Raw genomic sequence first — 21,091 nt, forward strand, 5'->3', positions numbered from 1 at the left:
CTGTTTTTTCTTCGTGGAGGCAGGTTCTCAGCGGCGGCGTTGGCCGAGGTAGTACGACAGGGCGACGAAGGCGATGGAAATCATGAGGATGATCGAGGAAATCGCATTGATCTTCGGGGATATGCCCATGCGGATGGAACTGAAGATGTACACCGGCAGGGTGGTTGCGCCGGCGCCGGCGACGAAATAGGTGATGACGAAATCGTCCATCGAGATGATGAACGCGAGCATCGCCCCGGACAGCACGCCGGGCATCAGCAGCGGCAGGGTGATTTTCCAGAAGGCCTTCCACGGCGAGGCGTAGAGGTCGGCGGCGGCCTCCGCCAGGCGCGGGTCCAGGCCCTCCAGGCGGGCGCGGATCGGCAGGTAGGCGAAGGGGATGCAGAACACGATGTGGGCGATGAGGATGGTGAACAACGACAGCTTCAGGCCGATGAAGGAGAAGAACATCAGGGTCGCCACCGCAGTGACGATCTCCGGCACCAGCAGCGGCAGGCCGAGAACGCCGTTCATCAGGGTCTGCCCGCGGAAGGCGCGACCGCGCATGCCCAGCGCGGCGAGGGTGGCCAGGACGGTCGAGGCCAGGGTGGCGAGGGTGGCGACGAGCAGCGAGTTCTTCGCCGCGCGGAGGATTTCCGGATCGTTGGCCACCACCGCATACCATTTCAGGCTGAAGCTCTCCCAGAGCGTCGCCGACTGGCCGCTGTTGAAGCTGAGCACTACCAGCACCAGGATCGGGATGTAGAGGAAGGCGAAGAACAGCCAGGCGGCCTGGCGCACGCCGCTGAAGATCCAGAGTGGATTGCGGCCGTTCATGGCTGGCCTCCGCCGGCGTTGGCCCGGAAGCGCAGGTTGTAGATCAGCATCGCCAGCAGGACGAAGGCCAGCAGGGCGAACGAAAGGGCGGCGCCGAACGGCCAGTTGTGCGCGGTACCGAATTGCAGCTGGATCAGGTTGCCGATCATCAGCGCCTTACCGCCGCCGAGCAATTCCGGAATGATGTAGCTGCCCAGGGCCGGGATGAATACCAGGATGCAGCCGGCGACTATCCCCGGCATCGCCAGCGGCACGATCACCCGGCGCAGCGCTTTCCAGCGGTTGGCGCCGAGGTCGAATGCCGCCTCCACCAGGCGCCAGTCCATCTTTTCCAGGCTGCTGTAGATCGGCAGCACCATGAACGGCAGGTAGGTATAAAGGAGGCCGATGATCACCGCGTTGTCGGTATAGAGCAGCCCCAGCCCGGTGTCGGTCAGGCCGATGCCTTGCAGGCCGGCGTCCACCAGCCCGCCGTTGCGCAGCAGCAGGATCCAGGCGTAGACCCGCACCAGCAGGTTGGTCCAGAACGGCACGGTGACCAGGAACAGCAGCAGGTTGCGCCGGCGTTCCGGTTGCAACGCCAGGTACAGCGCGGTGGGGAAGCCGAGCGCCAGGCAGCCGAGGGTGGTCAGCAGCGACAGCCAGAACGAGCGCTGGAAGATGCCCAGGTAGTCGGCGTTGAACACCAGGCTGTCGTCCAGGTCGCGTTCCCAGAGGAAATTGAGGTAGGCCTCCAGGCTGTGCTGGCCCCATTTCACTCCGCCGTAGTCGCCGGATTGCTGGATCGACACGGCGAACATGATGCCCAGCGGGATCACCAGGAACAGCACCAGCATCAGCATCGCCGGGCTGCTCAGCAGCAGGCGCCGACGCAGCTGCCGGCGTTCGGCCGACTGTTGCGCGGTAGGTCGGCCGGCGGTGCTCATTCGGCGAGCACCCGGATGGCGGCGGCGGGAATCCGCACCCGCACCTTCGCCCCCGGACTGTGCGGGCAGCGTGCGCCGTCGCGGTTCTGCTGGCGCACGCGGAAGCCCGGCTGTCCGGCCACGTTCAGGTGGTAGACGGTATCGGTGCCGACATAGACGATGTTTTCCAGCACGCCTTCCAACTGGCCGTCGGCGGCCAGTTCGGTGCGCTCCGGGCGGATCGCCAAGGTCACAGCGCCGCTGCCCGGGGTCGTCGCGGCCAGCCGCTGGCCGTCCGCCAGGCGCACGCCGTCGGCGTCGGCCTGGCCCTCGAGGAAGTTGGTTTCGCCGATGAAGTCGGCGACCGCCCGGTTCAGCGGCGCCTCGTAGATGTCGCTGGGCGTGCCGACCTGCAACACCTTGCCCTTGCTCATCACCGCGATGCGGTCGGACATGGTCAGCGCTTCCTCCTGGTCGTGGGTGACGAAGATGAAGGTGATCCCGGTCTCGTGCTGCAGGCGCTTCAGCTCGATCTGCATTTCCTTGCGCAGCTTCAGGTCCAGCGCCGACAGCGACTCGTCGAGCAGCAGCACCTTGGGCCGGCTGGCCAGCGCGCGGGCCAGGGCGATGCGTTGCTGCTGGCCACCGGACAACTGGTCGGCGCGGCGCTTGCCGACCTCCGGCAGCTTCACCAGGTCGAGCATGCGGCTCACGGTGGCGTCGATCTCGCTGCGCGGGCGGCCCTGCATCTCCAGGCCGAAGCCGATGTTGTCGGCGACGCTCATGTGCGGGAACAGCGCATAACTCTGGAACACCGTGTTGACCGGGCGGCGGAACGGCGGCAGGCCTTCCATGTGTTCGCCATAGAGGCGGATGCTGCCGGAACTGGGCTGTTCGAAGCCGGCGATGAGGCGGAGGAGGGTGGTCTTGCCGCAGCCGGAAGGGCCGAGGAGGGTGAAGAATTCGTTGGCGTGGATATCCAGGGACACATCGTCAAGGGCCTTCAGGCCTTGGCCGGGGGTACCGAATTCCATGCAGATCCGCTCGATGGCTATCGCGCTGGTCATGCTGAATTCCATGCAGTCAAGCAGTTGTTATTGTTGAGGTTTTGCGGTTTCTGGGGCCCGCTTCACCTGCTGCGGTTCGATAATGACCGGGGCGCCGCGGGCGCAGAACGATAGATGCGGCCAATAAGGGATCGAACAGGCCAATCTGGTGGCGCTGGAAGAAGACTGCGGATGCTCTCTTGTCGTCTCTTTCGGACAGGAAACTCGGACCTGTCCGAGTCGCCCGGGCGGATGGCTGACTTTAAGCTTGGCTTCAGCCTGGAGCCGTAGCTTGCGTAGGAAAGGTCGGGCGCAGCCCGTTTCCATACAGCGTACAGGCTCTATGCTATGACTATCCACGCCCAAACTCCCGAGCCGTTTTCCATGTCCCGAGCTTTCACGCCTCGCCGTCTGCTGCTGGCCGTCCTGCTGGTCGCGCTGTCCGCGCTGGTCCTTCTCGGCCAGAGCTTCCGGGTCTTCGACCGGGCCTGGTTCGCCGTCCAGGAGTGGCGTCACGCCGATGCCTGGAAAGAGCGCTCGATATGGCTGCCGGACTACCGCGTGCGGATCGAGGCGCAGCCCATCGAGGGGTTGAACGACGACGTTTCCGCGCTGACCTTCGATCCCGACCGGCGCACCCTGTTCACCGTGACCAACCAGCCGGCGCAGATCATCGAGCTGTCCTTGCAGGGCAAGGTACTGCGGACCATCCCGCTGACCGGCTTCGGCGACGCCGAGGCCATCGAGTACATCAGCCGCGGCGTCTACGTGATCACCGACGAGCGCCAGCAACGCCTGGTCAAGGTGCGCCTGGAGGACGACACGCGCTTCATCGACGCTGCCGATGCCCAGCAGCTTTCGCTGGGTATCGGCCTCAACGGCAACAAGGGTTTCGAAGGGCTAGCTTACGACGCCGAGGGCAAGCGCCTGTTCGTCGCCAAGGAGCGTGACCCGGTGCGCATCTACGAGATCCACGGTTTCCCCCACACCCAGGCGGACAAACCGTTCGCCGTGCACGTGGTGGACGACCCCGGGCGCGACAAGCGCCTGTTCGTCCGCGACCTGTCCAGCCTGCAGTTCGACGAGGGCACCGGGCACCTGCTGGCGTTGTCCGACGAGTCGCGTCTGGTAGTCGAGCTGGACACCGACGGCGAGCCGGTCAGCACCCTGTCGCTGCTGCGCGGCATGCACGGCCTGAAGCGCAGCGTGCCGCAGGCCGAGGGCGTGGCGATGGACGACCGTGGCGTGCTCTACCTGGTCAGCGAGCCGAACCTGTTCTACGTGTTCAGCAAGGACGAGCCGGCGCAGCCCTGACGCGGCCTACGGGGACGGCAGGAGCGTCCCCTGGCCCGCTCAGAACTGCCAGTTCACCCCGAGCGAATAGCCCGCCTGGTTGCCTTCGCTGTGGGCGAAGCGGCTGTTGGCTTCGGCGAAGACCCCGAGCTGCTCGGTGATCGCCAGTTGCGCGCCAAGCTGGGCGCGGCCGAAATCCTTGTCCACGCCGCCCATGTCGGCGACCCGGACACGCCCGTCGCCGCGGCTGGTCAGGTCCATGTCGTCCAGGCGTCCGTCCGCCAGCTCGCGGACCCAGCGCAGGCTGGCGTAGGGTTGCAGGCGCATTCTCGCGCCCAGCGCCAGCTCGCCGCGCAGGCGCCAGCCGAGACTCGCCTCCAGCGAGTCGTAGTCCTGCTTCTCGTAGCCGAGTGCGGTACGCAGGGCCTCGTCCTCGCGGAAGTCGTCGATGCGGTAGTGCATGTAGTCGAGGCCGGCCAGCGGCCCGCTCCGCAGTTCGCCGAAGCTGAAGTCATAGCCGCCTTCCAGCCGGGCGCCCCAGGACCAGGCCGAGGTGTCGCCCGACAGACGCTGGTCGAGCAGCACCGGCCCGCCGGCGGCCTGGAGGTAGACCGAACGCTTGCTGTCGTAGCGGGTATGCCCGAGGTTCAGCTCGCCGGCCAGCCATTCCGGACCGCCGTCGTTGTACAGGCCGAACAGGCCGAGCTGCCAGGTGTCGCCCTCGATGCGCCCACCATGGTCCAGCTTGTCGCGGCTGCGCTGGAAGGCCAGGCTGCCGCCGAGGGTCAGGGCCTCGCTGTAGCGGTAGTCGCCGAGCAGATGCACGCCGGCGCGCCTGGACTCCGGATTGCCAGGCATGTCGAAACCGCTGTCCGGCGAGACCTCGCCCTCCGCGCCCACCTCGCCGTCGAAGCTGCCTACCGGCCGGTTGCTGCCGAGCAGGGTCAGCCAGCGGCGGTCGTGCAGGCGGGTCAGTGCCTGATGCTGGCGCTGCAACTGGTCTTCCATCTGCCGCGCCAGGGCGCCGCCGGAGGCGGTGGAGGCCAGCAGGTCGGCGTTGGTCAGCTCCAGCACCAGGCGCGTCAGCAGGCGGGAAAAGTCGCGCATGCGTTGCTCGATGCGCTCCTGGCCGAGGGCGTTGGTCAGTACTTCCTTGTTGTCCTCGGCCGGGTCGTGCCAGGTTGAGCCGCCGGGAATCGCCGGGTTGTCGGTCTGCTCGTAGCCGTCCAGGTCGCCCAGTTCCCAGTTGGTCGCCTCGATGAACAACACCGGGATGTCCATCCCGTTGAAGCTTTCGCCGTCGCTGCAGCAGCCGGTACCCGCCGGGTATTCGGCGTTCAGGCCGGGGTTGGTGAGCAACGGGATGTCCAGCTCGCGGGCGATGCGCAGGATCTGTTCGCGGTAGGCGCCGAGGGCCGGGCTGGACACGCTGTTGGAGCCGGCATGGGCGTACATCTTGTCGCCGGTGACCAGGCTGTCGAGGTTGATCATTCCCAGCAGGTTGGCGCGCTGGCTGGCGTCGAGGGACTCGACGTAGGCACGCGAACCGCGCAGGCCTTCCTCCTCGGCGCCGAAACCGACCACCTCGAGGCCGTTCTCCAGGGCGATGCCGCCGAGGTTGCGGGCGATCTCGGTGAGCACCGCCGCGCCCGAGGCGTTATCGTCCAGGCCCTGCAGGGTCGGGCGACCGTAGTAGGTGTCGTAGTGCGCGCCGAGTACCAGGAACTTCCCGCTGCTACCGGGCGCCGAGGCGATGACGTTCTGTGAACTGCGGTTGCCGGCCCAGGTGAAGTCCTGGCGACTGGTCTGGTAGCCGAAGCCCAGGCGCGACTGCATCAGTTCGCTGGCGCCGGCGAAGCTGGCGGTGCCGCGATAGCGGCCCGGGTAGTCGGTGATCAGGCGCTCCAGGGTCTCCCCGGCGTATTCCCCGTATTGGTAGGCGTTGGCGCCCAACGACAGCGCGGCACATCCCAGGCCTACAGCGACAGCTAATGGTTTGAACACGGCACTTTCCTCTGTGTCGGTACGATGGTGCATCGAATGATGCTCGCGCCGCGGAAAGCAGGATGCGGACCGTTTCATGTCCCGGTGGCACGAAGTGACGCCTGGTCGACCTGCGGTGTCGCCAGGTTGTAAGAAGCGTCGCTCCTGGCGATGGGCGGGAAGCTTCGTGCTGGACGTAGTGTTACCGGCGATGGCCGGTACTGGGGCGTGACTTCCCGTTTCGGGGCTTGGTAACCGCGAGCGGTCGATTTACAGTGCTCGCCCTGCCGATCTCCTGGATACCCGTCGCATGAACATTTTCCGCGAAGCCCTGCTCAACCGTCGCCTGAAGAAGGCCCTGGCACGTCACGGTTGCCGCATGGCCAGCGGGGTCGAGACGCTGCGCGACGGCACGCAGGTGACGCTGGAGCCGAACGTGAAGCTGGGCAAGGCGAAGATCCATTCGCCGGCACTGGAGGTCGGCGCCTATACCGACGTGGTCAGCGGCTGCGAGTTCTTGGAGGTGGCCAGCATCGGCCGCTTCTGCTCGATCGCCACCGGGGTGGTGATCGGTCAGCCGCGCCGCTCGCATCCAATGCACTGGCTGAGCACCCACGCCTTCACCGCCAATCCGAAGCTGTTGCGCAAGCCGTTGCAGCCCGAGCGCGAAGCGACCCCGGCGCGGATCGGCCACGATGTATGGATCGGGCGTGACGCGCTGATCCTCGATGGGGTGGAGATCGGCACCGGCGCGGTGATCGGCGCGCAATCGCTGGTCAATCGCGACGTGCCGCCCTACGCGGTGGTGGCGGGCTCGCCGGCGCGGGTGCTCCGCTATCGCTTCGCGCCGGAGCTGATCGAGCGACTGCTGGCGAGTCGCTGGTGGGAGTTGCCGCTGGACGTGCTCGGCGAATTGCCGCTGGACGATCCGCAGGCCTGCGTCGAGGCGCTGGAGCGTCGGCCGCCGCAGGCGTGCCAGGAGGCGCGGCGCTTGCGCATCCGGCACAAGCCGTTCGCCATCGAATGGCTGTCCTGAGGCCCGCAGCCGCCGCCGGTGTCGACGGCGGCCAGGGCTGGGTCAGCTTTCGTCGCTGAGACCGGCTTCCGGCGCTGCGCGCTTCACCGACTGCACGCCGGCTTCGGCGTTGGCCTGGCTGGCATAGAGCTGGCTCTGGCCGACGACCTGGCCATTGGTGGCCTTGAGCACGAAGTGGAACTTGCCGTTGCTGGCCGGCTTGACCTCGAAGGCACCGTCGCGCTGGGAGTTCTTGCGCACCGACTCGATGCCGCCGAGCGCCGAGTCCTTGGCCTTGTACAGTTCGCTGGTGAGAATGATCTCGCCGTTGGCGGCATGCAGGTTGAAGTGGAACTGGCCGTCTTTCGCTTTCTTCAGATGGAATTTGGCTGCCATGTCTAGCTCCTTGTTCACGGGGTGAGGCGGATCGCAACGGACCAGCCGTCTGCTGAGACACAGCGTAGCCGCTTTTGTTGCAGTGTCGCCCCGCACCGGTCATCGGCCTGGGGCGAGCGGGCTCAGGCCTTGAGGGTCTTGACGCCGTCGGCGGTGCCGAGCAGCAGCAGGTCGGCCGGGCGGGCGGCGAACAGGCCGTTGGTGACCACGCCGACGATGGCGTTGATCTTCTCTTCCAGTTCCACCGGGCTGTCGATGCGCAGGTTGTGCACGTCGAGGATGATATTGCCGTTGTCGGTCAGCACGCCTTCGCGGTAGACCGGATCGCCGCCGAGCTTCACCAGTTGGCGGGCGACGTGGCTGCGAGCCATCGGGATGACCTCCACCGGCAGCGGGAACTGGCCGAGGATGGGCACCAGCTTGCTGGCATCGGCGATGCAGATGAAGGTCTTGGCCACCGCGGCGACGATCTTCTCGCGGGTCAGCGCGGCACCGCCGCCCTTGATCAGCTCCAGGCGCTCGTTGCTTTCGTCGGCGCCGTCGACGTAGAACTCCAGCTCGCTGACCGTGTTCAGCTCGTAGACCGGGATGCCATGCTCCTTCAGGCGCCTGGCGGTGGCCTCCGAACTGGCCACTGCGCCGTCGAACTCGGCCTTGTGGCGGGCCAGGGCATCGATGAAGAAGTTGGCGGTGGAGCCTGTGCCGACGCCGACGATGCTCTTGCTGTCGAGGTGCGGAAGAATGTGGTCGACGGCGGCCTGTGCCACTGCCTGCTTGAGCTGATCCTGGTTCATCCCGGGTGCCTGTCTGGTTGCCTGGCCGGCCGTCCCGGCGGCGCAGGCGGAGGGTGCGCGCGGCCGGGGCGGCCCGGCGGGTTTCCGGCACGTCCTGTGCCGCTGCGATACGAAGGGACGAATTATAGCGGCCTGGCGTCCTCCGGTCTTGCCCCGGATGACCGGCAGTCGCGGTGTTTTCCTGCGGCACGCCGGTAGTCCGCCCGGCGGGCCTGGAGTAGACTCCGGGCTTCCGTGAAGTCCGCCGAACCGCCTCCGATGCTCGAACAATACGTCAAGAAGATCCTCACCTCGCGCGTCTACGACGTCGCGGTGGAAACGCCCCTGCAACCCGCCCGCCAGTTGTCCGAACGCCTCGGCAACCAGGTCCTGCTCAAGCGCGAGGACCTGCAGCCGGTGTTTTCCTTCAAGATCCGCGGCGCCTACAACAAGGTCGCGCAGCTCACCGAGGAGGAGAAGGCCCGCGGGGTGATCGCCGCCTCGGCCGGCAACCACGCCCAGGGCCTGGCCCTGGCGGCCAAGCGGCAGGGGATCAGGGCGGTCATCGTGATGCCCAAGACCACCCCCGAGATCAAGGTCCAGGCGGTGCGCGCCCACGGCGCCAAGGCGGTGCTGCACGGCGACGCCTTCCCCGAGGCGCTGGCCCACGCGCTGAAGCTGGTCGACGAGAAGGGCTACACCTTCGTCCATCCCTACGACGATCCGGACACCATCGCCGGCCAGGGCACCGTGGCCATGGAGATCCTCCGCCAGCAGCCCGGCCGCCTCGATGCGATCTTCGTCCCGGTGGGCGGTGGCGGACTGGTCGCCGGCATCGCCGCCTACGTCAAGTACCTGCGTCCGGAGATCAAGGTGATCGGCGTCGAGCCGGACGAGTCGAACTGCCTGCAGGCGGCCATGGCCGCCGGCGAGCGGGTGGTGCTGGGCCAGGTCGGGCTGTTCGCCGACGGCGTGGCGGTGGCGCAGATCGGCCAGCACACCTTCGACATCTGCAAGGACCACGTCGACGAAGTGATCACCGTCAGCACCGACGAGATCTGTGCGGCGATCAAGGACATCTACGACGACACCCGCTCGATCACCGAGCCGGCCGGCGCGCTGGCGGTGGCCGGGATCAAGAAGTACGTCGAGCGCGAGCGCGCCGAGGGGCAGACCCTGGTGGCGATCGACTCCGGCGCCAACGTCAACTTCGATCGCCTGCGGCATGTCGCCGAACGCGCCGAACTGGGCGAGCGCCGCGAAGCGATCATCGCGGTGACCATTCCCGAGCGGCCGGGCAGCTTCAAGGCCTTCTGCGAGGCGGTCGGCAAGCGCCAGATCACCGAGTTCAACTATCGCTACCACAGCGGCAGCGAGGCGCACATCTTCGTCGGCGTGCAGACCCACCCGGAGAACGACCCGCGCGAGGCGCTGGTGGCCTATCTGCGCGAGAAGGGCTTCCCGGTCCTCGACCTGACCGACAACGAACTGGCCAAGCTGCACATCCGCCACATGGTTGGCGGCCATGCAGTGAAAGTCAGCGACGAGATGGTGTTCCGCTTCGAATTCCCCGAGCGGCCCGGCGCGCTGTTCAACTTCCTCACCAAGCTCGGCGGGCGCTGGAACATCTCGATGTTCCACTACCGCAACCATGGCGCGGCCGACGGCCGGGTGGTGGCCGGGTTGCAGGTGCCGGAAGACGAGCGCCACCTGATCCCGCAGACCCTGGAGGCGATCGGCTATCCGTACTGGGACGAGACCGCCAACCCGGCCTACCAGCTGTTCCTCGGCTGACCCGCGGCGGCTCGCCGACACGGGCTGCTAAGCTTCACGGGCAGGTGATCTCCTTCCTCGGGAACTGAGCCCGCCCCCGGCCCCTCAAACGGGCCGGGAACACGGACAAGGATGCGCTGATGGAACATTTTCTCCAGATCAAGATTCTCCACGGAGTCGCCACCGTGCTGCTCTTCGGCGGCCTGCTCGGCCTGGCGTTCTACGCCTGGCGCAGCTGGCGGACGGGCGACGCGGCGCGGATCGCGCGCGGTTTCAAGCGGGTCCGCCTGATCGGCTGGCCGCTGCTGGGGCTCAGCCTGCTGGCCCTGCCGGTCAGCGGCTGGTGGCTGGTGCACCTGGCCGGCTGGCCGTTGGGCCAGAGCTGGCTGCTGTTCGGCGCCTGCCTCTATCTGCTCGGCTGCATCTTCTGGCTGGTCCTCGCCGGCCGCCTGGCGCGGGTCCAGCACCAGGCCGGCGCCGCCGAGACGGCGGGGGCCGCGCTGGGCGAGCAGACCCTGCGCGAGATCAAGGTGGGCCTGGTCATGGCCCTGCTCGGTGCGGCCAGCTTCATCGCGGTGGCGGTACTGATGGTCAGCAAGCCGCTCTGAAACGCCAACGAAATGGACTTCACCGGCCTTCGCCGGTTCTGTAGGAACGCATGCGTATTCTGCTGGTAGGCGCGGGAGGTTTCGTCGGGCGGCACCTGCTCCCGGCGCTGCTCGCCGCCGGACACGAACTGCTCCTCACCGCGCGCCGCCCGCCGGTCGATGCGCCTGCCGGCGTACGCTGGCTGGCGCTCGACCTGGAGCGGCTTGCGGAAAGGCCGGACAGCTTCGCCTGGCCCGCCGGGGTCGACCTGCTGATCAACGCCGCCGGCACCATGAGCCTCGACGAGGCGAGCATGGCTCGCGTCCAGGACAGCGGCGCGCGAGCACTCTTCGACCTCGCTGCGGCCCATGGGGCGAAGGTCCTGCAGATTTCCGCGCTGGGCGCCGGTGCGCACCCGGACGTGGCCTTCCTCGCCAGCAAGGCGGCGGCCGACCGCCACCTGCTGGAACTGGGCATCCCGGCGCTGGTGCTGCGCCCGTCCCTGCTGCTGGGGCCGGGCGGCGCCAGCAGCGCCTGGCTGGAACGCCTGTCGCCGCTACCGCTGATTCCCTTGCTGGACAATCGCGCGCGCCTGCAACCGCTGCATGTCGAGGACCTGGTCGGCGCGGTGCTGGCCTTGCTGCGCTGCTGGCCGGAGCGGGCGCAGGTGATTCCGCTGGTGGGTCCGCAGGCGCTGACCCAGGGCGAGCTGCTGGACGAGCTGCGCCGCGCCCAGGGTTGGCCGCGCGGCCGCTATGTGGTGCCGCCCGCGGCGCTTCTCGATGCGTTGGGCGGGCTTGGCCGGCGTGCTGGCTGGCGGACACTGAGTCCATCGATGCTGAAGCTGGTGCGCCACGACAACCTGGCCGACCCGGCACTCCTCGATGAGGCCTGCGGCTATCGTTGCGCGCCGCTGGCCAGTCGGCTGCTCGGCTGGCCGCAGGCGGCACGCAGCCTGGCGGCGCTGATGCGGCCGCTGATGCTGGCGGCCCTGGTGCTGATCTGGCTGGGTACCCTGGTCGCCTGCCTGGGGCCGGGTTACGGCTGGGGCCTGCGGATCCTCGGCGAGGCCGGCATCCACGGCTGGCCGGCGAGCCTGGCGGTGATCGCCGGGGCCCTGCTCGACGGCGCGCTCGGCGTCGGCCTGCTGCTCCGCCGCTGGCGTCGGCGCGCGCTGCTGGCGCAGTTCTGGCTGATGCTTGGCTACAGCCTGGCGATCAGCCTGATCCTGCCGCACTACTGGTACGACCCCTACATGGCGGTCGGCAAGAACATCGTGCTGATGGTGGCCACGCTCTGGCTGCTGGGCGACGAACCTCGAGCCAGGGAGGCCCGTGGATGAACCTTTACCTGCTGCTGAAGACCCTGCATATCCTTTCCTCGACCATTCTCTTCGGCACCGGCCTGGGGTCGGCCTACTACGCCCTGCGTGCCTGGCGCAGCGGGCAGTTGCCGGTGATCGCGGTGACCTTCCGCCACCTGGTCACCGCCGACTGGCTGTTCATCGCCACCACCGCGGTGTTCCAGCCGCTCAGCGGCCTGGCCATGGTGCATGTCGCCGGCTGGTCGCTGGCCCAGGGCTGGTTGCTGTGGAGCCTGGGCCTCTACGTGTTCGCCGGGCTCTGCTGGCTACCGGTGGTGTGGTTGCAGATCCGCGTACGCGACATGGCCGAGGCGGCCTTGCGCGAGGCGCGGCCCATCGAACCGCTGGCGTACCGCTACATGAACGCCTGGTTCATCCTCGGCTGGCCGGCCTTCATCGCCTTCATGGTCATCTTCTACCTGATGGTCAACAAGCCGGTCTGAGAGTCCGCTCGGCGCAACCAGAGCAACGCCAGGACCAGGAACGCCAGGGAGCCGCCCCAGTACAACCAGGCGAAGCCGCCGGGCCGCTCCAGCAGGAGGAAGGCCAGGGCCGGGCCCAGCGCGGCGCCGAGGTCCTGGACGATGGAATAGCGGGTCATGAAGCCGACCACGTCGCCGGCGCGGGCGACGTCGGCGGCGAGGGCGTCGGTCAGGGTGGTGAGGGCGGTGGCGACCAGCATCACCAGCAGGGCGATGGCCAGCCAGGCGAGAATGGGCAGCCTGCTGGAAAGCAGGCCGAAGCCCATTGCGCCGACCAGTAGCGCAGCCACGTAGAAGCGCCGACGCCCGCGCGGGCCATCCGACCAGGCACCGAAGCGCCCGGCCAGCCAGGGCTCCCAGGACCAGCGCAGGGCCTGGATGATCCCGGAGAGGCCGGCGGCGCTGAGCGCCAGGCCGAGCAGGCTGACCTCGGTGCCGAAGCTGCGGGCGATCAGCGCGCTCAGGGTGGCGGCGAGTACGCCCTGGATCAGGAGCGCGGTGGCGAAGCCGCTGAGGATCACCAGGCCGCGCGGCGGCGGGCGCCTGGCGACGCTGGTGGCTGCCGTTGCGGCGGAGGTCCGCGCATGTCCGGCGGGACTCTCCGGCAGGTCGAAACCCTTCGCCAGCAGCGGCAGGCCGAGCAGTGCCAGGAGCGCGAAGGACAGCGCCAGCGCCGGCAGGCCGAGGACCGGCACCAGCAGCCCGCCGAGCAGCATGCCGACCAGGCTGCCCAGGCGGTAGAGGCCGTTGTACAGGCCCATGGCGCGGCCGCGCTGGTGGTCGGCGGCGCAGTAGACCACCGCCGAGAGCCCGCCGATGCGGAAGAACGACCAGCCGATCCCCCACAGTCCGCGCAGCAGCACCCAGGCCAGGAAACCGCTGGCCAGGCCGTAGCCGGCGGTGCTCAGCACGCCGATGACGACCGCCAGGAGCAGGCCGGTCTTCAGTGCCAGGTGCTTGTACAGGCGGCCGATCAGCGGATTGAAGGGCAGGCGGATCAGGCGGTTGATCGACAGCAGCACGCCGACCTGCCAGAGCGCCTCCAGGCCGACCTCGTGCCAGTAGATCGGCAAGGCGATATAAAGCATCGAATCGCCGGCCAGGCATAGCGCGGTGACCAGGGCGACGATCACGACCGGCCGCAGCGAGCCGGGAGCGGGGGCTGTGTGGGGCATCCTGGGTCCGCCGTGGCGCCGCCCGTCGGACGGCGCGCTTGTCAGTGGGTCAACGCAGGGAAATGATCGGCCAGCCGCGTTTTTCCGCCTCGGCGCGCAGGCGCGGATCGGGGTCGACGGCCACCGGCCGGCTGACCTTTTCCAGCAGCGGCAGGTCGTTCAGCGAGTCGCTGTAGAAGCTGGCGCCTTCCAGGTCCAGGCCGTTCTCGTCGAGCCAGCGTTGCAGGCGCACCACCTTGCCGCCCTGGAAGCAGGGCACGTCGAAGGTCTGCCCGGTGTAGCGGCCGTCGCGCATCTCGCACTCGGTGGCGATCAGGGTCTCCACCCCGAGCCGTTCGGCGATGGGGCCGGTGACGAAGCGGTTGGTGGCGGTGATGATCACCAGCCGGTCGCCGGCGGCGCGGTGCTCGGCGAGCAGCGCCTCGCCCTTGGCCAGCACGATCGGCTCGATCACTTCCTGCATGAACTGGCGGTGCCAGGTTTCCAGCTGGGCCATCTCGGTGCGACCGAGGATCGCCTGGGTGAAAGCCTGGTAGGCAAGGACGTCGAGCTTGCCGGCGACGTAGTCGGCATAGAAGGCGTCGTTGCGCGCCTGGTATTCGGCGGCGTCGACCAGGCCGCGCTGGCACAGCCATTCGCCCCAGCTATGGTCGCTGTCGCCGGCGAGCAGGGTGTTGTCGAGATCGAAAAGGGCCAGACGCACGGGGTGACTCCATCGGTTGGCGGGTGGCGGAAGGGCCGTGAGAGCCTTTTGCGAAGGCTCCCACCGGGCCTTGGGAAAGCCCCTAGCCTACCGGCTTTTGCCGGCCCTGTATCCTCCCCGCACGAGTCGCAAAGCCGCGCGTTGCCGCTATCACAAGCTTTATGGAACAATGCGGGCACATGCGATTTCGAGGATGTCCCAGCGTGATCGATTCCGATGGTTTTCGCCCGAATGTCGGCATCATTCTCGCCAACGAGGCGGGGCAGGTGCTGTGGGCGCGACGTATCAATCAGGAAGCCTGGCAGTTCCCGCAGGGAGGCATCAATGATCGCGAAACGCCGGAAGAGGCGCTGTATCGCGAATTGAACGAAGAAGTCGGGCTGGAGGCCGGGGACGTGCGCATCCTGGCCTGTACCCGCGGCTGGCTGCGCTACCGTTTGCCGCAGCGCCTGGTGCGGACCCACAGCCAGCCGCTGTGCATCGGCCAGAAGCAGAAATGGTTCCTGCTGCGGCTGATGTCCGACGAGGCGCGCGTGCGCATGGATATCACCAGCAAGCCCGAGTTCGACGGCTGGCGCTGGGTGAGTTACTGGTACCCCCTGGGACAGGTGGTGACCTTCAAGCGCGAGGTCTACCGCCGCGCCCTGAAGGAACTGGCCCCGCGCCTTCTGGCGCGGGACTGAACACGGAGACAAGGCCCCGAGCATGCTCAACACGCTGCGCAAGATCGTCCAGGAAGTGAACTCCGCCAAGGATCTGAAGGCGGCGCTGGGCATCATCGTGCAGCGGGTCAAGGAAGCCATGGGTACCCAGGTCTGCTCGGTGTACCTGCTCGACACCGAGACCCAGCGTTTCGTCCTGATGGCCACCGAAGGCCTCAACAAGCGTTCCATCGGCAAGGTCAGCATGGCTCCCAGCGAAGGCCTGGTCGGCCTGGTCGGCACCCGTGAGGAGCCGCTCAACCTGGAGAACGCCGCCGCCCACCCGCGCTACCGCTATTTCGCCGAGACCGGCGAGGAGCGCTACGCGTCGTTCCTCGGCGCGCCGATCATCCACCATCGGCGGGTGATGGGGGTGCTGGTGGTGCAGCAGAAGGAGCGCCGCCAGTTCGACGAAGGCGAGGAAGCCTTCCTCGTCACCATGAGCGCCCAGCTCGCCGGGGTCATCGCGCATGCCGAGGCGACCGGTTCGATCCGCGGCCTGGGCAAGCTCGGCAAGGGCATCCAGGAAGCCAAGTTCGTCGGCGTGCCCGGCGCCCCCGGGGTCGGGGTGGGCAAGGCGGTGGTGGTGTTGCCGCCGGCCGACCTGGAAGTGGTGCCGGACAAGCAGGTCGACGACATCGACGCCGAGATCGCCCTGTTCAAGCAGGCCCTGGAGGGCGTTCGCGCCGACATGCGCGCGCTGTCGAGCAAGCTCGCCAGCCAGCTGCGCAAGGAAGAACGCGCGCTGTTCGACGTCTACCTGATGATGCTCGACGATGCCTCCATCGGCAACGAGGTCAAGCGCATCATCCGTACCGGCCAGTGGGCCCAGGGCGCCCTGCGCCAGGTGGTGATGGAGCACGTGCAGCGCTTCGAGCTGATGGACGACGCCTATCTCCGCGAGCGCGCCTCCGACGTCAAGGACATAGGTCGCCGCCTGCTCGCCTACCTCCAGGAAGAACGCAAGCAGAACCTGACCTACCCGGAACAGACCATCATCGTCAGCGAGGAGCTGTCGCCGGCGATGCTCGGCGAGGTGCCGGAAGGGCGCCTGGTCGGCCTGGTCTCGGTGCTCGGCTCGGGCAACTCGCACGTGGCGATCCTCGCCCGTGCCATGGGCATCCCCACGGTGATGGGGGCGGTCGACCTGCCGTACTCCAAGGTCGACGGTATCGACCTGATCGTCGATGGCTACCACGGCGAGGTCTACACCAACCCCTCCGCCGAGCTGGTGCGCCAGTACAGCGACGTGGTCGCCGAGGAGCGCGAGCTGAGCAAGGGCCTGGCGGCCCTGCGCGAGCTGCCCTGCGAGACCCTCGACGGCCACCGCATGCCGCTCTGGGTCAACACCGGCCTGCTCGCCGATGTCGCCCGCGCCCAGGAGCGTGGCGCCGAGGGCGTGGGCCTGTACCGCACCGAAGTGCCGTTCATGATCAACGACCGCTTCCCCAGCGAGAAGGAACAGTTGGCGATCTACCGCGAGCAGCTCAGTGCCTTCCACCCGCTGCCGGTGACCATGCGCACCCTGGATATCGGCGGCGACAAGGCGCTGTCCTACTTCCCGATCAAGGAAGACAACCCGTTCCTCGGCTGGCGCGGCATCCGCGTCACCCTCGACCACCCGGAGATCTTCCTGGTCCAGACCCGCGCCATGCTCAAGGCCAGCGAAGGACTGGACAACCTGCGCATCCTGCTGCCGATGATCTCCGGCACCCACGAGCTGGAAGAGGCCCTGCACCTGATCCACCGCGCCTGGGGCGAGGTGCGCGACGAGGGCGTGGACATCGCCATGCCGCCCATCGGCATGATGGTCGAGATTCCCGCCGCCGTGTACCAGACCCGCGAGCTGGCCCGCCAGGTCGACTTCCTTTCGGTCGGTTCGAACGACCTGACCCAGTACCTGCTGGCGGTCGACCGCAACAATCCGCGGGTCGCCGACCTCTACGACTACCTGCATCCGGCTGTGCTGCATGCGTTGAAGAAGGTGGTCGACGATGCCCACCTGGAAGGCAAGCCGGTGAGCATCTGCGGCGAGATGGCCGGCGATCCCGCGGCTGCCGTGCTGCTGATGGCGATGGGCTTCGACAGCCTGTCGATGAACGCCACCAACCTGCCCAAGGTGAAGTGGCTGCTGCGCCAGATCACCCTGGACAAGGCCCGGGACCTGCTCGGCCAGTTGCTCACCTTCGACAACCCGCAGGTCATCCACAGCTCGCTGCACCTGGCGTTGCGCAACCTCGGCCTGGGTCGCGTGATCAACCCGGCGGCTACCGTCCAGCCCTGATTTCCCGCGCGCCGGACGCTTCGTCGTGCGGCGCTTACGCTTTCCCCGCAAGCGTATAGACTGCCTGCCATTCGGTAGAGGCCACTGGCCAGTCGAACGTGCGAGGGATTGCCGCAAAATGGACGAACGGGCGTCGAAGCCGCCAGGTCTTCTTCCGCTGTCACGCGAAGACCTTGAGAAAACCCTGCGATATGCCCTGGAGATCGTCAGCGACGGGATCTGGGACTGGAACATCGCGACCAACCAGGTCAGCCGCAGCGCCGGCTGGTACCTGATGCTCGGCTATCCGCCGCATAGCCTGCCGGAGAGCGTGGAGACCTGGAGGAGCATCATCCATCCCGAGGACTATCCGCGGGTGATGGCCAGCTTCCAGGCCTACCTCGACGGCGAAAGCCCGGAATACTGCGAGGAATACCGCTGCCGCACCTACAGCGGGGATTACCTGTGGATCAGCGATCGCGGGCGTTTCGTCGAGTTCGACGAGCGCGGCGAGCCGCGGCGGATGATCGGTGCGCACCACGAGATCCATCAGCGCAAGCTGGTCGAGCTGGAGTTGCAGCAGCGCAACGAGGAACTGTTCGACTGGAACCTGCGTCTCGAGGAACTGGTGGCCGAGCGCACCGAGGCGCTGCACCGGGTCAACCAGGCGCTGGCCTCGAAGATGGCCGAGGCCCAGCGCCTGAGCGAAATCGATCCGCTCACCGAGCTGTACAACCGACGCAAGTTCGAGCAGTGCCTGCACCATGAATGGATGCGCCGGCAGCGCCATGGACGCGCCACGGCACTGGTGATGATCGATGTCGATCACTTCAAGCGGATCAACGACCTGTTCGGCCACTCCACCGGTGATCGCGTGCTGGTCGCCTTCGGCCGCCTGGTTGCCAGCGAGCTGCGCGAGGTCGACGTGCTGGCGCGCTGGGGTGGCGAGGAGTTCATCCTGCTGCTCCCGGAAACCGGCCTGGAGGCCGCGGCGGCCTTGGCCGAACGCCTGCGCCAGCGGGTTCGCTCGCAGTCCTTCGAGATGGGCGAGCGGTTGACCGCCAGCTTTGGCGTCGGCGTGCTGAATGATGGCGAGACCCTCGACCTGCTGCTGTGCCGGGTGGACGACGCCCTCTATCGGGCCAAGCAGCGTCGCGATTGCGTGGCCTGTTGCTGAAGGTCAGCCTGGCGGCAGCACCAGGCTGACCTCGCCGAGCCGGGCGCCGGACGGCCCGAAGCTGCGCTCGATCATCTCCCGCGTGCCGTCGGCGTGTACCCGTACGACGCTGCTGGCGCGAGTGCCGTAGCTCGGGCTGGCGATGAACACGCTGGAGAGCAGGCGTTCCGTGGCCAGACCCACGCCGGTATCCGGCAACTGGCCGTCGGCGGCCGGCGCTGCGTCGGCCAGCAGCTCCATCAGGGCCTGCGGATGCGGCTCGGCAAGCCGCTCGGCGAGGGCGGCGCGAGCCTTGAGCAGCTTCGGCCAGGGCGTATCGAGGGCCGCGTTGGACAGCCCGTAGATCCCCGCCGGCAGCAGGCGCGGTGGCCCTACGCGGGGGTTGTAGTGCCAGAGCTGATGGCGATCGCCAATGAGCAGGTTGAAGCCGGAATAGTCCGCGGCGCGCCCGGCGACCTGCGCCAGGTAGTCGGCCGGGTTGCCGCCGCCGCGCAGGAAGTCCGCCACCAGTTCGCCACGGGAGCGCTTGCCGAGAGCCTGCGACGGATCGCGGACGTTGGTCAGGGCGGCGAAACGGCCGGCCGGGCCGAGCCCCAGCCAGGTGCCGCCGGCCTCCAGGTCGCGTCCGGCGAATACCCCCTCGGCGTCCTCCCAGGCCGCCAGCGGCAGGCTCGGGCGGGCATAGAATTCGTCACGGTTGGCGGCGACCAGCAGCGGCAGGGCGTGCCCCGGTTGCCAGGCGAAGACGATCAGGCACATGCGCGATCCTTGGGATGGGCTGGCCGTCAGGCTAAAGGCATCCGCCATCGCCGTTCAAGCACGACGCCTGCCGCACGGCGCGCAATTCCGTTACCATGCCGGCTTTCCAACGGGGGCGTGCATGGAGTTTCTCCTCTATATCGTGCTGGGCGCCTGTGCCGGCGTGCTGGCCGGACTGTTCGGCGTCGGCGGCGGCCTGATCATCGTCCCGGCGCTGGTCTTCAGCTTCACCGCGCACGGTTTCGGCGGCGACGTCCTGACCCAGATGGCGGTCGGCACCTCCCTGGCGACCATCGTCTTCACTTCGATCAATTCCATTCTCGAACACCATCGGCGCGGCGCGGTGCGCTGGCCGGTGTTCGCCTGGATGACCCTCGGCATCCTCATCGGCAGTGCCCTCGGCGCGCTGACCGCGGCGCAGATCAAGGGGCCGCTGTTGCAGAAGATAATCGGGGTGTTCGCCATCCTGGTCGCTTTGCAGATGGTTCTCGACCTCAAGCCCAAGGGTAGCCGCGAGGTGCCCGGCAAGGGCGGCCTGACCCTGGCCGGCGCGGTGATCGGCTGGGCCTCGGCGATCTTCGGCATCGGCGGCGGTTCGCTGACCGTGCCTTTCCTCAGTTGGCGCAGCGTGCCGATGCAGCAGGCGGTGGCGACTTCCTCGGCCTGCGGCCTTCCTATCGCCATTTCCGGCGCTCTGTCGTTCATCGCGGTCGGCTGGCACAACCCGCAGTTGCCGGAGTGGAGCCTGGGCTACGTCTATCTGCCGGCGTTGGTCGGCATCGCCGCCACCAGTATGCTGTTCGCCCGCTTCGGCGCGCGCCTGGCGCATCGTTTGTCGCCGCGCGTACTCAAGCGACTGTTCGCCCTGCTGCTGTTCAGCGTGGGCATAAGTTTCCTGACCCCCGATCTCGCTTTTCTGTCGTAGGAGTTATCGATGCTGACGTATCCCCAGATCGATCCGGTTGCGCTGGCCATCGGCCCGCTGAAGATCCACTGGTACGGGCTGATGTACCTGATCGGGATCGGCGGCGCCTGGCTGCTGGCGTCGCGCCGGATGAAGCGCTTCGACCCGACCTGGACCAAGGAGCGCCTTTCCGACCTGGTCTTCTGGGTCGCCTGCGGCGTGATCCTCGGTGGCCGCCTGGGCTACGTGCTGTTCTACAACCTGGACGAGTACATCGCCAACCCGACGCTGATCTTCGAGGTCTGGAAAGGCGGCATGTCCTTCCATGGCGGCCTGCTCGGCGTGATGCTGGCGGTCTGGTGGTTCGGCAAGCGCCATGGCAAGAGCTTCTTCCAGCTGATGGACTTCATCGCCCCGCTGGTGCCCATCGGCCTGGGCGCCGGGCGCATCGGCAACTTCATCAACTCGGAACTGTGGGGCAAGGTCAGCGATGTGCCCTGGGCCATGGTCTTCCCCAACGGCGGCCCGCTGCCGCGGCATCCCTCGCAGCTGTACCAGTTCGCCCTGGAAGGCGTGGCGCTGTTCGTCATCCTCTGGCTGTTCACCCGCAAGCCACGGCCGACCGCCTCGGTCTCCGGCCTGTTCGTGCTGTGCTACGGGATCTTCCGCTTCGTCGTCGAATTCGTCCGCGTGCCGGATGCCCAGCTCGGCTACCTCGCCTGGGGTTGGCTGACCATGGGCCAGGTGCTCTGCGTACCGATGGTGCTGGCCGGCATTGCCCTGATGGTCTGGGCCTACCGCCGCGACGCGGCGCAGCCGAAGGCGGCCTGAGCCGCTTTTCGTGCCCGGAGCGGATAACGTCGCAGGCGTCATCCGCTCCGGGCAGCCGGCTTTCCGCTCCAGGGCGTGCATGGCTTGCGCCGGTCGCGCCGAACTGGCGATGCCGGCCCCGTCGCCGTAGACTTGGCCATCCTTC

Annotated in this window: 20 protein-coding genes; 11 read left to right on the top strand and 9 right to left on the bottom strand. The window is 67.7% G+C overall.

Annotated elements, in window-relative coordinates; translation table 11 throughout:
- Positions 1 to 27: 27 nt before the first annotated feature.
- The 3 genes from LJF27_RS19230 to LJF27_RS19240 are packed head-to-tail and all read right to left on the bottom strand — an operon-like array spanning position 28 to position 2,788.
- Positions 28 to 816: an ABC transporter permease gene (locus LJF27_RS19230; protein ID WP_023117228.1), complete on the bottom strand. Its 789-nt coding sequence runs from the start codon at positions 814 to 816 to the stop codon at positions 28 to 30.
- A complete protein-coding gene (locus tag LJF27_RS19235; protein ID WP_003112953.1) occupies positions 813 to 1,742 on the bottom strand; it encodes an ABC transporter permease in 930 nt (309 codons plus the stop codon). The genes LJF27_RS19230 and LJF27_RS19235 overlap by 4 nt, the downstream gene beginning before the upstream one ends.
- Positions 1,739 to 2,788, bottom strand: a complete 1,050-nt coding sequence (locus LJF27_RS19240) for an ABC transporter ATP-binding protein (protein ID WP_003112954.1) — start codon at positions 2,786 to 2,788, stop codon at positions 1,739 to 1,741. Before LJF27_RS19240 ends, LJF27_RS19235 begins: the two co-directional genes overlap by 4 nt.
- 327 nt (positions 2,789 to 3,115) lie before the next feature.
- Between LJF27_RS19240 and LJF27_RS19245 the strand changes: the two genes are divergently transcribed.
- On the top strand, positions 3,116 to 4,081 hold the full coding sequence (locus tag LJF27_RS19245; protein WP_003118774.1) for an SdiA-regulated domain-containing protein: 966 nt from the start codon (positions 3,116 to 3,118) through the stop codon (positions 4,079 to 4,081).
- A gap of 39 nt (positions 4,082 to 4,120) precedes the next feature.
- On the opposite strand, the gene LJF27_RS19250 is transcribed toward LJF27_RS19245, so the two are convergent.
- On the bottom strand, positions 4,121 to 6,064 hold the full coding sequence (locus tag LJF27_RS19250; protein ID WP_025324571.1) for an autotransporter outer membrane beta-barrel domain-containing protein: 1,944 nt from the start codon (positions 6,062 to 6,064) through the stop codon (positions 4,121 to 4,123).
- A 289-nt stretch (positions 6,065 to 6,353) separates the two neighbouring features.
- Between LJF27_RS19250 and LJF27_RS30460 the strand changes: the two genes are divergently transcribed.
- Positions 6,354 to 7,079, top strand: a complete 726-nt coding sequence (locus tag LJF27_RS30460; protein WP_003117873.1) for a CatB-related O-acetyltransferase — start codon at positions 6,354 to 6,356, stop codon at positions 7,077 to 7,079.
- A 42-nt stretch (positions 7,080 to 7,121) separates the two neighbouring features.
- On the opposite strand, the gene LJF27_RS19260 is transcribed toward LJF27_RS30460, so the two are convergent.
- Both LJF27_RS19260 and rpiA read right to left on the bottom strand, forming a co-directional pair.
- On the bottom strand, positions 7,122 to 7,454 hold the full coding sequence (locus tag LJF27_RS19260; RefSeq protein WP_003117874.1) for a YegP family protein: 333 nt from the start codon (positions 7,452 to 7,454) through the stop codon (positions 7,122 to 7,124).
- A gap of 122 nt (positions 7,455 to 7,576) precedes the next feature.
- The gene (gene rpiA, locus LJF27_RS19265) at positions 7,577 to 8,248 is read right to left on the bottom strand and encodes a ribose-5-phosphate isomerase RpiA (protein WP_023086903.1); all 672 of its coding nucleotides are present in this window, start codon (positions 8,246 to 8,248) and stop codon (positions 7,577 to 7,579) included.
- 234 nt (positions 8,249 to 8,482) lie between these two features.
- Here rpiA and ilvA point away from each other — a divergent pair, with 234 nt between their 5' ends.
- The 4 genes from ilvA to LJF27_RS19285 all read left to right on the top strand — a co-directional run bounded on the left by ilvA (position 8,483) and on the right by LJF27_RS19285 (position 12,394).
- The gene (gene ilvA, locus LJF27_RS19270) at positions 8,483 to 10,021 is read left to right on the top strand and encodes a threonine ammonia-lyase, biosynthetic (RefSeq protein ID WP_017001827.1); all 1,539 of its coding nucleotides are present in this window, start codon (positions 8,483 to 8,485) and stop codon (positions 10,019 to 10,021) included.
- Positions 10,022 to 10,140: 119 nt separating this feature from the next.
- Positions 10,141 to 10,608 carry a DUF2269 domain-containing protein gene (locus LJF27_RS19275; RefSeq protein ID WP_003084389.1) on the top strand — a complete coding sequence of 156 codons (468 nt, stop codon included), beginning with the start codon at positions 10,141 to 10,143 and terminating at the stop codon, positions 10,606 to 10,608.
- Between the two features lie 50 nt (positions 10,609 to 10,658).
- Complete coding sequence (locus LJF27_RS19280; protein ID WP_003084391.1) at positions 10,659 to 11,930, top strand: SDR family oxidoreductase; 1,272 nt, start codon at positions 10,659 to 10,661, stop codon at positions 11,928 to 11,930.
- Complete coding sequence (locus LJF27_RS19285; protein ID WP_003084393.1) at positions 11,927 to 12,394, top strand: DUF2269 family protein; 468 nt, start codon at positions 11,927 to 11,929, stop codon at positions 12,392 to 12,394. The genes LJF27_RS19280 and LJF27_RS19285 overlap by 4 nt, the downstream gene beginning before the upstream one ends.
- Here the strand turns inward: LJF27_RS19285 and LJF27_RS19290 are convergent.
- Complete coding sequence (locus LJF27_RS19290; RefSeq protein WP_023117227.1) at positions 12,367 to 13,608, bottom strand: MFS transporter; 1,242 nt, start codon at positions 13,606 to 13,608, stop codon at positions 12,367 to 12,369. The genes LJF27_RS19285 and LJF27_RS19290 overlap by 28 nt on opposite strands.
- A gap of 49 nt (positions 13,609 to 13,657) precedes the next feature.
- Positions 13,658 to 14,311, bottom strand: a complete 654-nt coding sequence (locus LJF27_RS19295) for an HAD family hydrolase (protein WP_003110585.1) — start codon at positions 14,309 to 14,311, stop codon at positions 13,658 to 13,660.
- Between the two features lie 203 nt (positions 14,312 to 14,514).
- Between LJF27_RS19295 and LJF27_RS19300 the strand changes: the two genes are divergently transcribed.
- The 3 genes from LJF27_RS19300 to LJF27_RS19310 all read left to right on the top strand — a co-directional run bounded on the left by LJF27_RS19300 (position 14,515) and on the right by LJF27_RS19310 (position 18,452).
- Entirely contained in the window at positions 14,515 to 14,994 is a 480-nt protein-coding gene (locus tag LJF27_RS19300; RefSeq protein WP_003084400.1) for an RNA pyrophosphohydrolase, read from the top strand.
- Between the two features lie 22 nt (positions 14,995 to 15,016).
- A complete protein-coding gene (gene ptsP / locus LJF27_RS19305; RefSeq protein ID WP_003084404.1) occupies positions 15,017 to 17,296 on the top strand; it encodes a phosphoenolpyruvate--protein phosphotransferase in 2,280 nt (759 codons plus the stop codon).
- Positions 17,297 to 17,414: 118 nt separating this feature from the next.
- Positions 17,415 to 18,452 (top strand): sensor domain-containing diguanylate cyclase, encoded by a 1,038-nt coding sequence (locus LJF27_RS19310; RefSeq protein WP_023117226.1) that lies wholly within the window; start codon positions 17,415 to 17,417, stop codon positions 18,450 to 18,452.
- A gap of 3 nt (positions 18,453 to 18,455) precedes the next feature.
- On the opposite strand, the gene LJF27_RS19315 is transcribed toward LJF27_RS19310, so the two are convergent.
- The gene (locus LJF27_RS19315) at positions 18,456 to 19,211 is read right to left on the bottom strand and encodes an NRDE family protein (protein ID WP_003160930.1); all 756 of its coding nucleotides are present in this window, start codon (positions 19,209 to 19,211) and stop codon (positions 18,456 to 18,458) included.
- Between the two features lie 121 nt (positions 19,212 to 19,332).
- Between LJF27_RS19315 and LJF27_RS19320 the strand changes: the two genes are divergently transcribed.
- Both LJF27_RS19320 and lgt read left to right on the top strand, forming a co-directional pair.
- On the top strand, positions 19,333 to 20,136 hold the full coding sequence (locus tag LJF27_RS19320; protein ID WP_003110587.1) for a sulfite exporter TauE/SafE family protein: 804 nt from the start codon (positions 19,333 to 19,335) through the stop codon (positions 20,134 to 20,136).
- A 9-nt stretch (positions 20,137 to 20,145) separates the two neighbouring features.
- Entirely contained in the window at positions 20,146 to 20,946 is an 801-nt protein-coding gene (gene lgt, locus LJF27_RS19325) for a prolipoprotein diacylglyceryl transferase (RefSeq protein ID WP_003112963.1), read from the top strand.
- Positions 20,947 to 21,091 lie beyond the last annotated feature (145 nt).

The sequence above is a fragment of the Pseudomonas sp. 203-8 genome (genome assembly GCF_020708595.1).
GTDB classification, from domain to species: domain Bacteria; phylum Pseudomonadota; class Gammaproteobacteria; order Pseudomonadales; family Pseudomonadaceae; genus Pseudomonas; species Pseudomonas aeruginosa.

Coding starts and splice junctions, on each gene's coding strand:
- LJF27_RS19230 (WP_023117228.1), bottom strand. CDS start 816: ATGAACGGCCGCAATCCACTCTGGATCTTCAGCGGCGTGCGCCAGGCC.
- LJF27_RS19235 (WP_003112953.1), bottom strand. CDS start 1,742: ATGAGCACCGCCGGCCGACCTACCGCGCAACAGTCGGCCGAACGCCGG.
- ptsP (WP_003084404.1), top strand. CDS start 15,017: ATGCTCAACACGCTGCGCAAGATCGTCCAGGAAGTGAACTCCGCCAAG.
- LJF27_RS30460 (WP_003117873.1), top strand. CDS start 6,354: ATGAACATTTTCCGCGAAGCCCTGCTCAACCGTCGCCTGAAGAAGGCC.
- rpiA (WP_023086903.1), bottom strand. CDS start 8,248: ATGAACCAGGATCAGCTCAAGCAGGCAGTGGCACAGGCCGCCGTCGAC.
- LJF27_RS19260 (WP_003117874.1), bottom strand. CDS start 7,454: ATGGCAGCCAAATTCCATCTGAAGAAAGCGAAAGACGGCCAGTTCCAC.
- LJF27_RS19240 (WP_003112954.1), bottom strand. CDS start 2,788: ATGACCAGCGCGATAGCCATCGAGCGGATCTGCATGGAATTCGGTACC.
- lgt (WP_003112963.1), top strand. CDS start 20,146: ATGCTGACGTATCCCCAGATCGATCCGGTTGCGCTGGCCATCGGCCCG.
- LJF27_RS19245 (WP_003118774.1), top strand. CDS start 3,116: ATGACTATCCACGCCCAAACTCCCGAGCCGTTTTCCATGTCCCGAGCT.
- LJF27_RS19320 (WP_003110587.1), top strand. CDS start 19,333: ATGGAGTTTCTCCTCTATATCGTGCTGGGCGCCTGTGCCGGCGTGCTG.
- LJF27_RS19280 (WP_003084391.1), top strand. CDS start 10,659: ATGCGTATTCTGCTGGTAGGCGCGGGAGGTTTCGTCGGGCGGCACCTG.
- LJF27_RS19275 (WP_003084389.1), top strand. CDS start 10,141: ATGGAACATTTTCTCCAGATCAAGATTCTCCACGGAGTCGCCACCGTG.
- LJF27_RS19285 (WP_003084393.1), top strand. CDS start 11,927: ATGAACCTTTACCTGCTGCTGAAGACCCTGCATATCCTTTCCTCGACC.
- LJF27_RS19290 (WP_023117227.1), bottom strand. CDS start 13,608: ATGCCCCACACAGCCCCCGCTCCCGGCTCGCTGCGGCCGGTCGTGATC.
- LJF27_RS19315 (WP_003160930.1), bottom strand. CDS start 19,211: ATGTGCCTGATCGTCTTCGCCTGGCAACCGGGGCACGCCCTGCCGCTG.
- LJF27_RS19310 (WP_023117226.1), top strand. CDS start 17,415: ATGGACGAACGGGCGTCGAAGCCGCCAGGTCTTCTTCCGCTGTCACGC.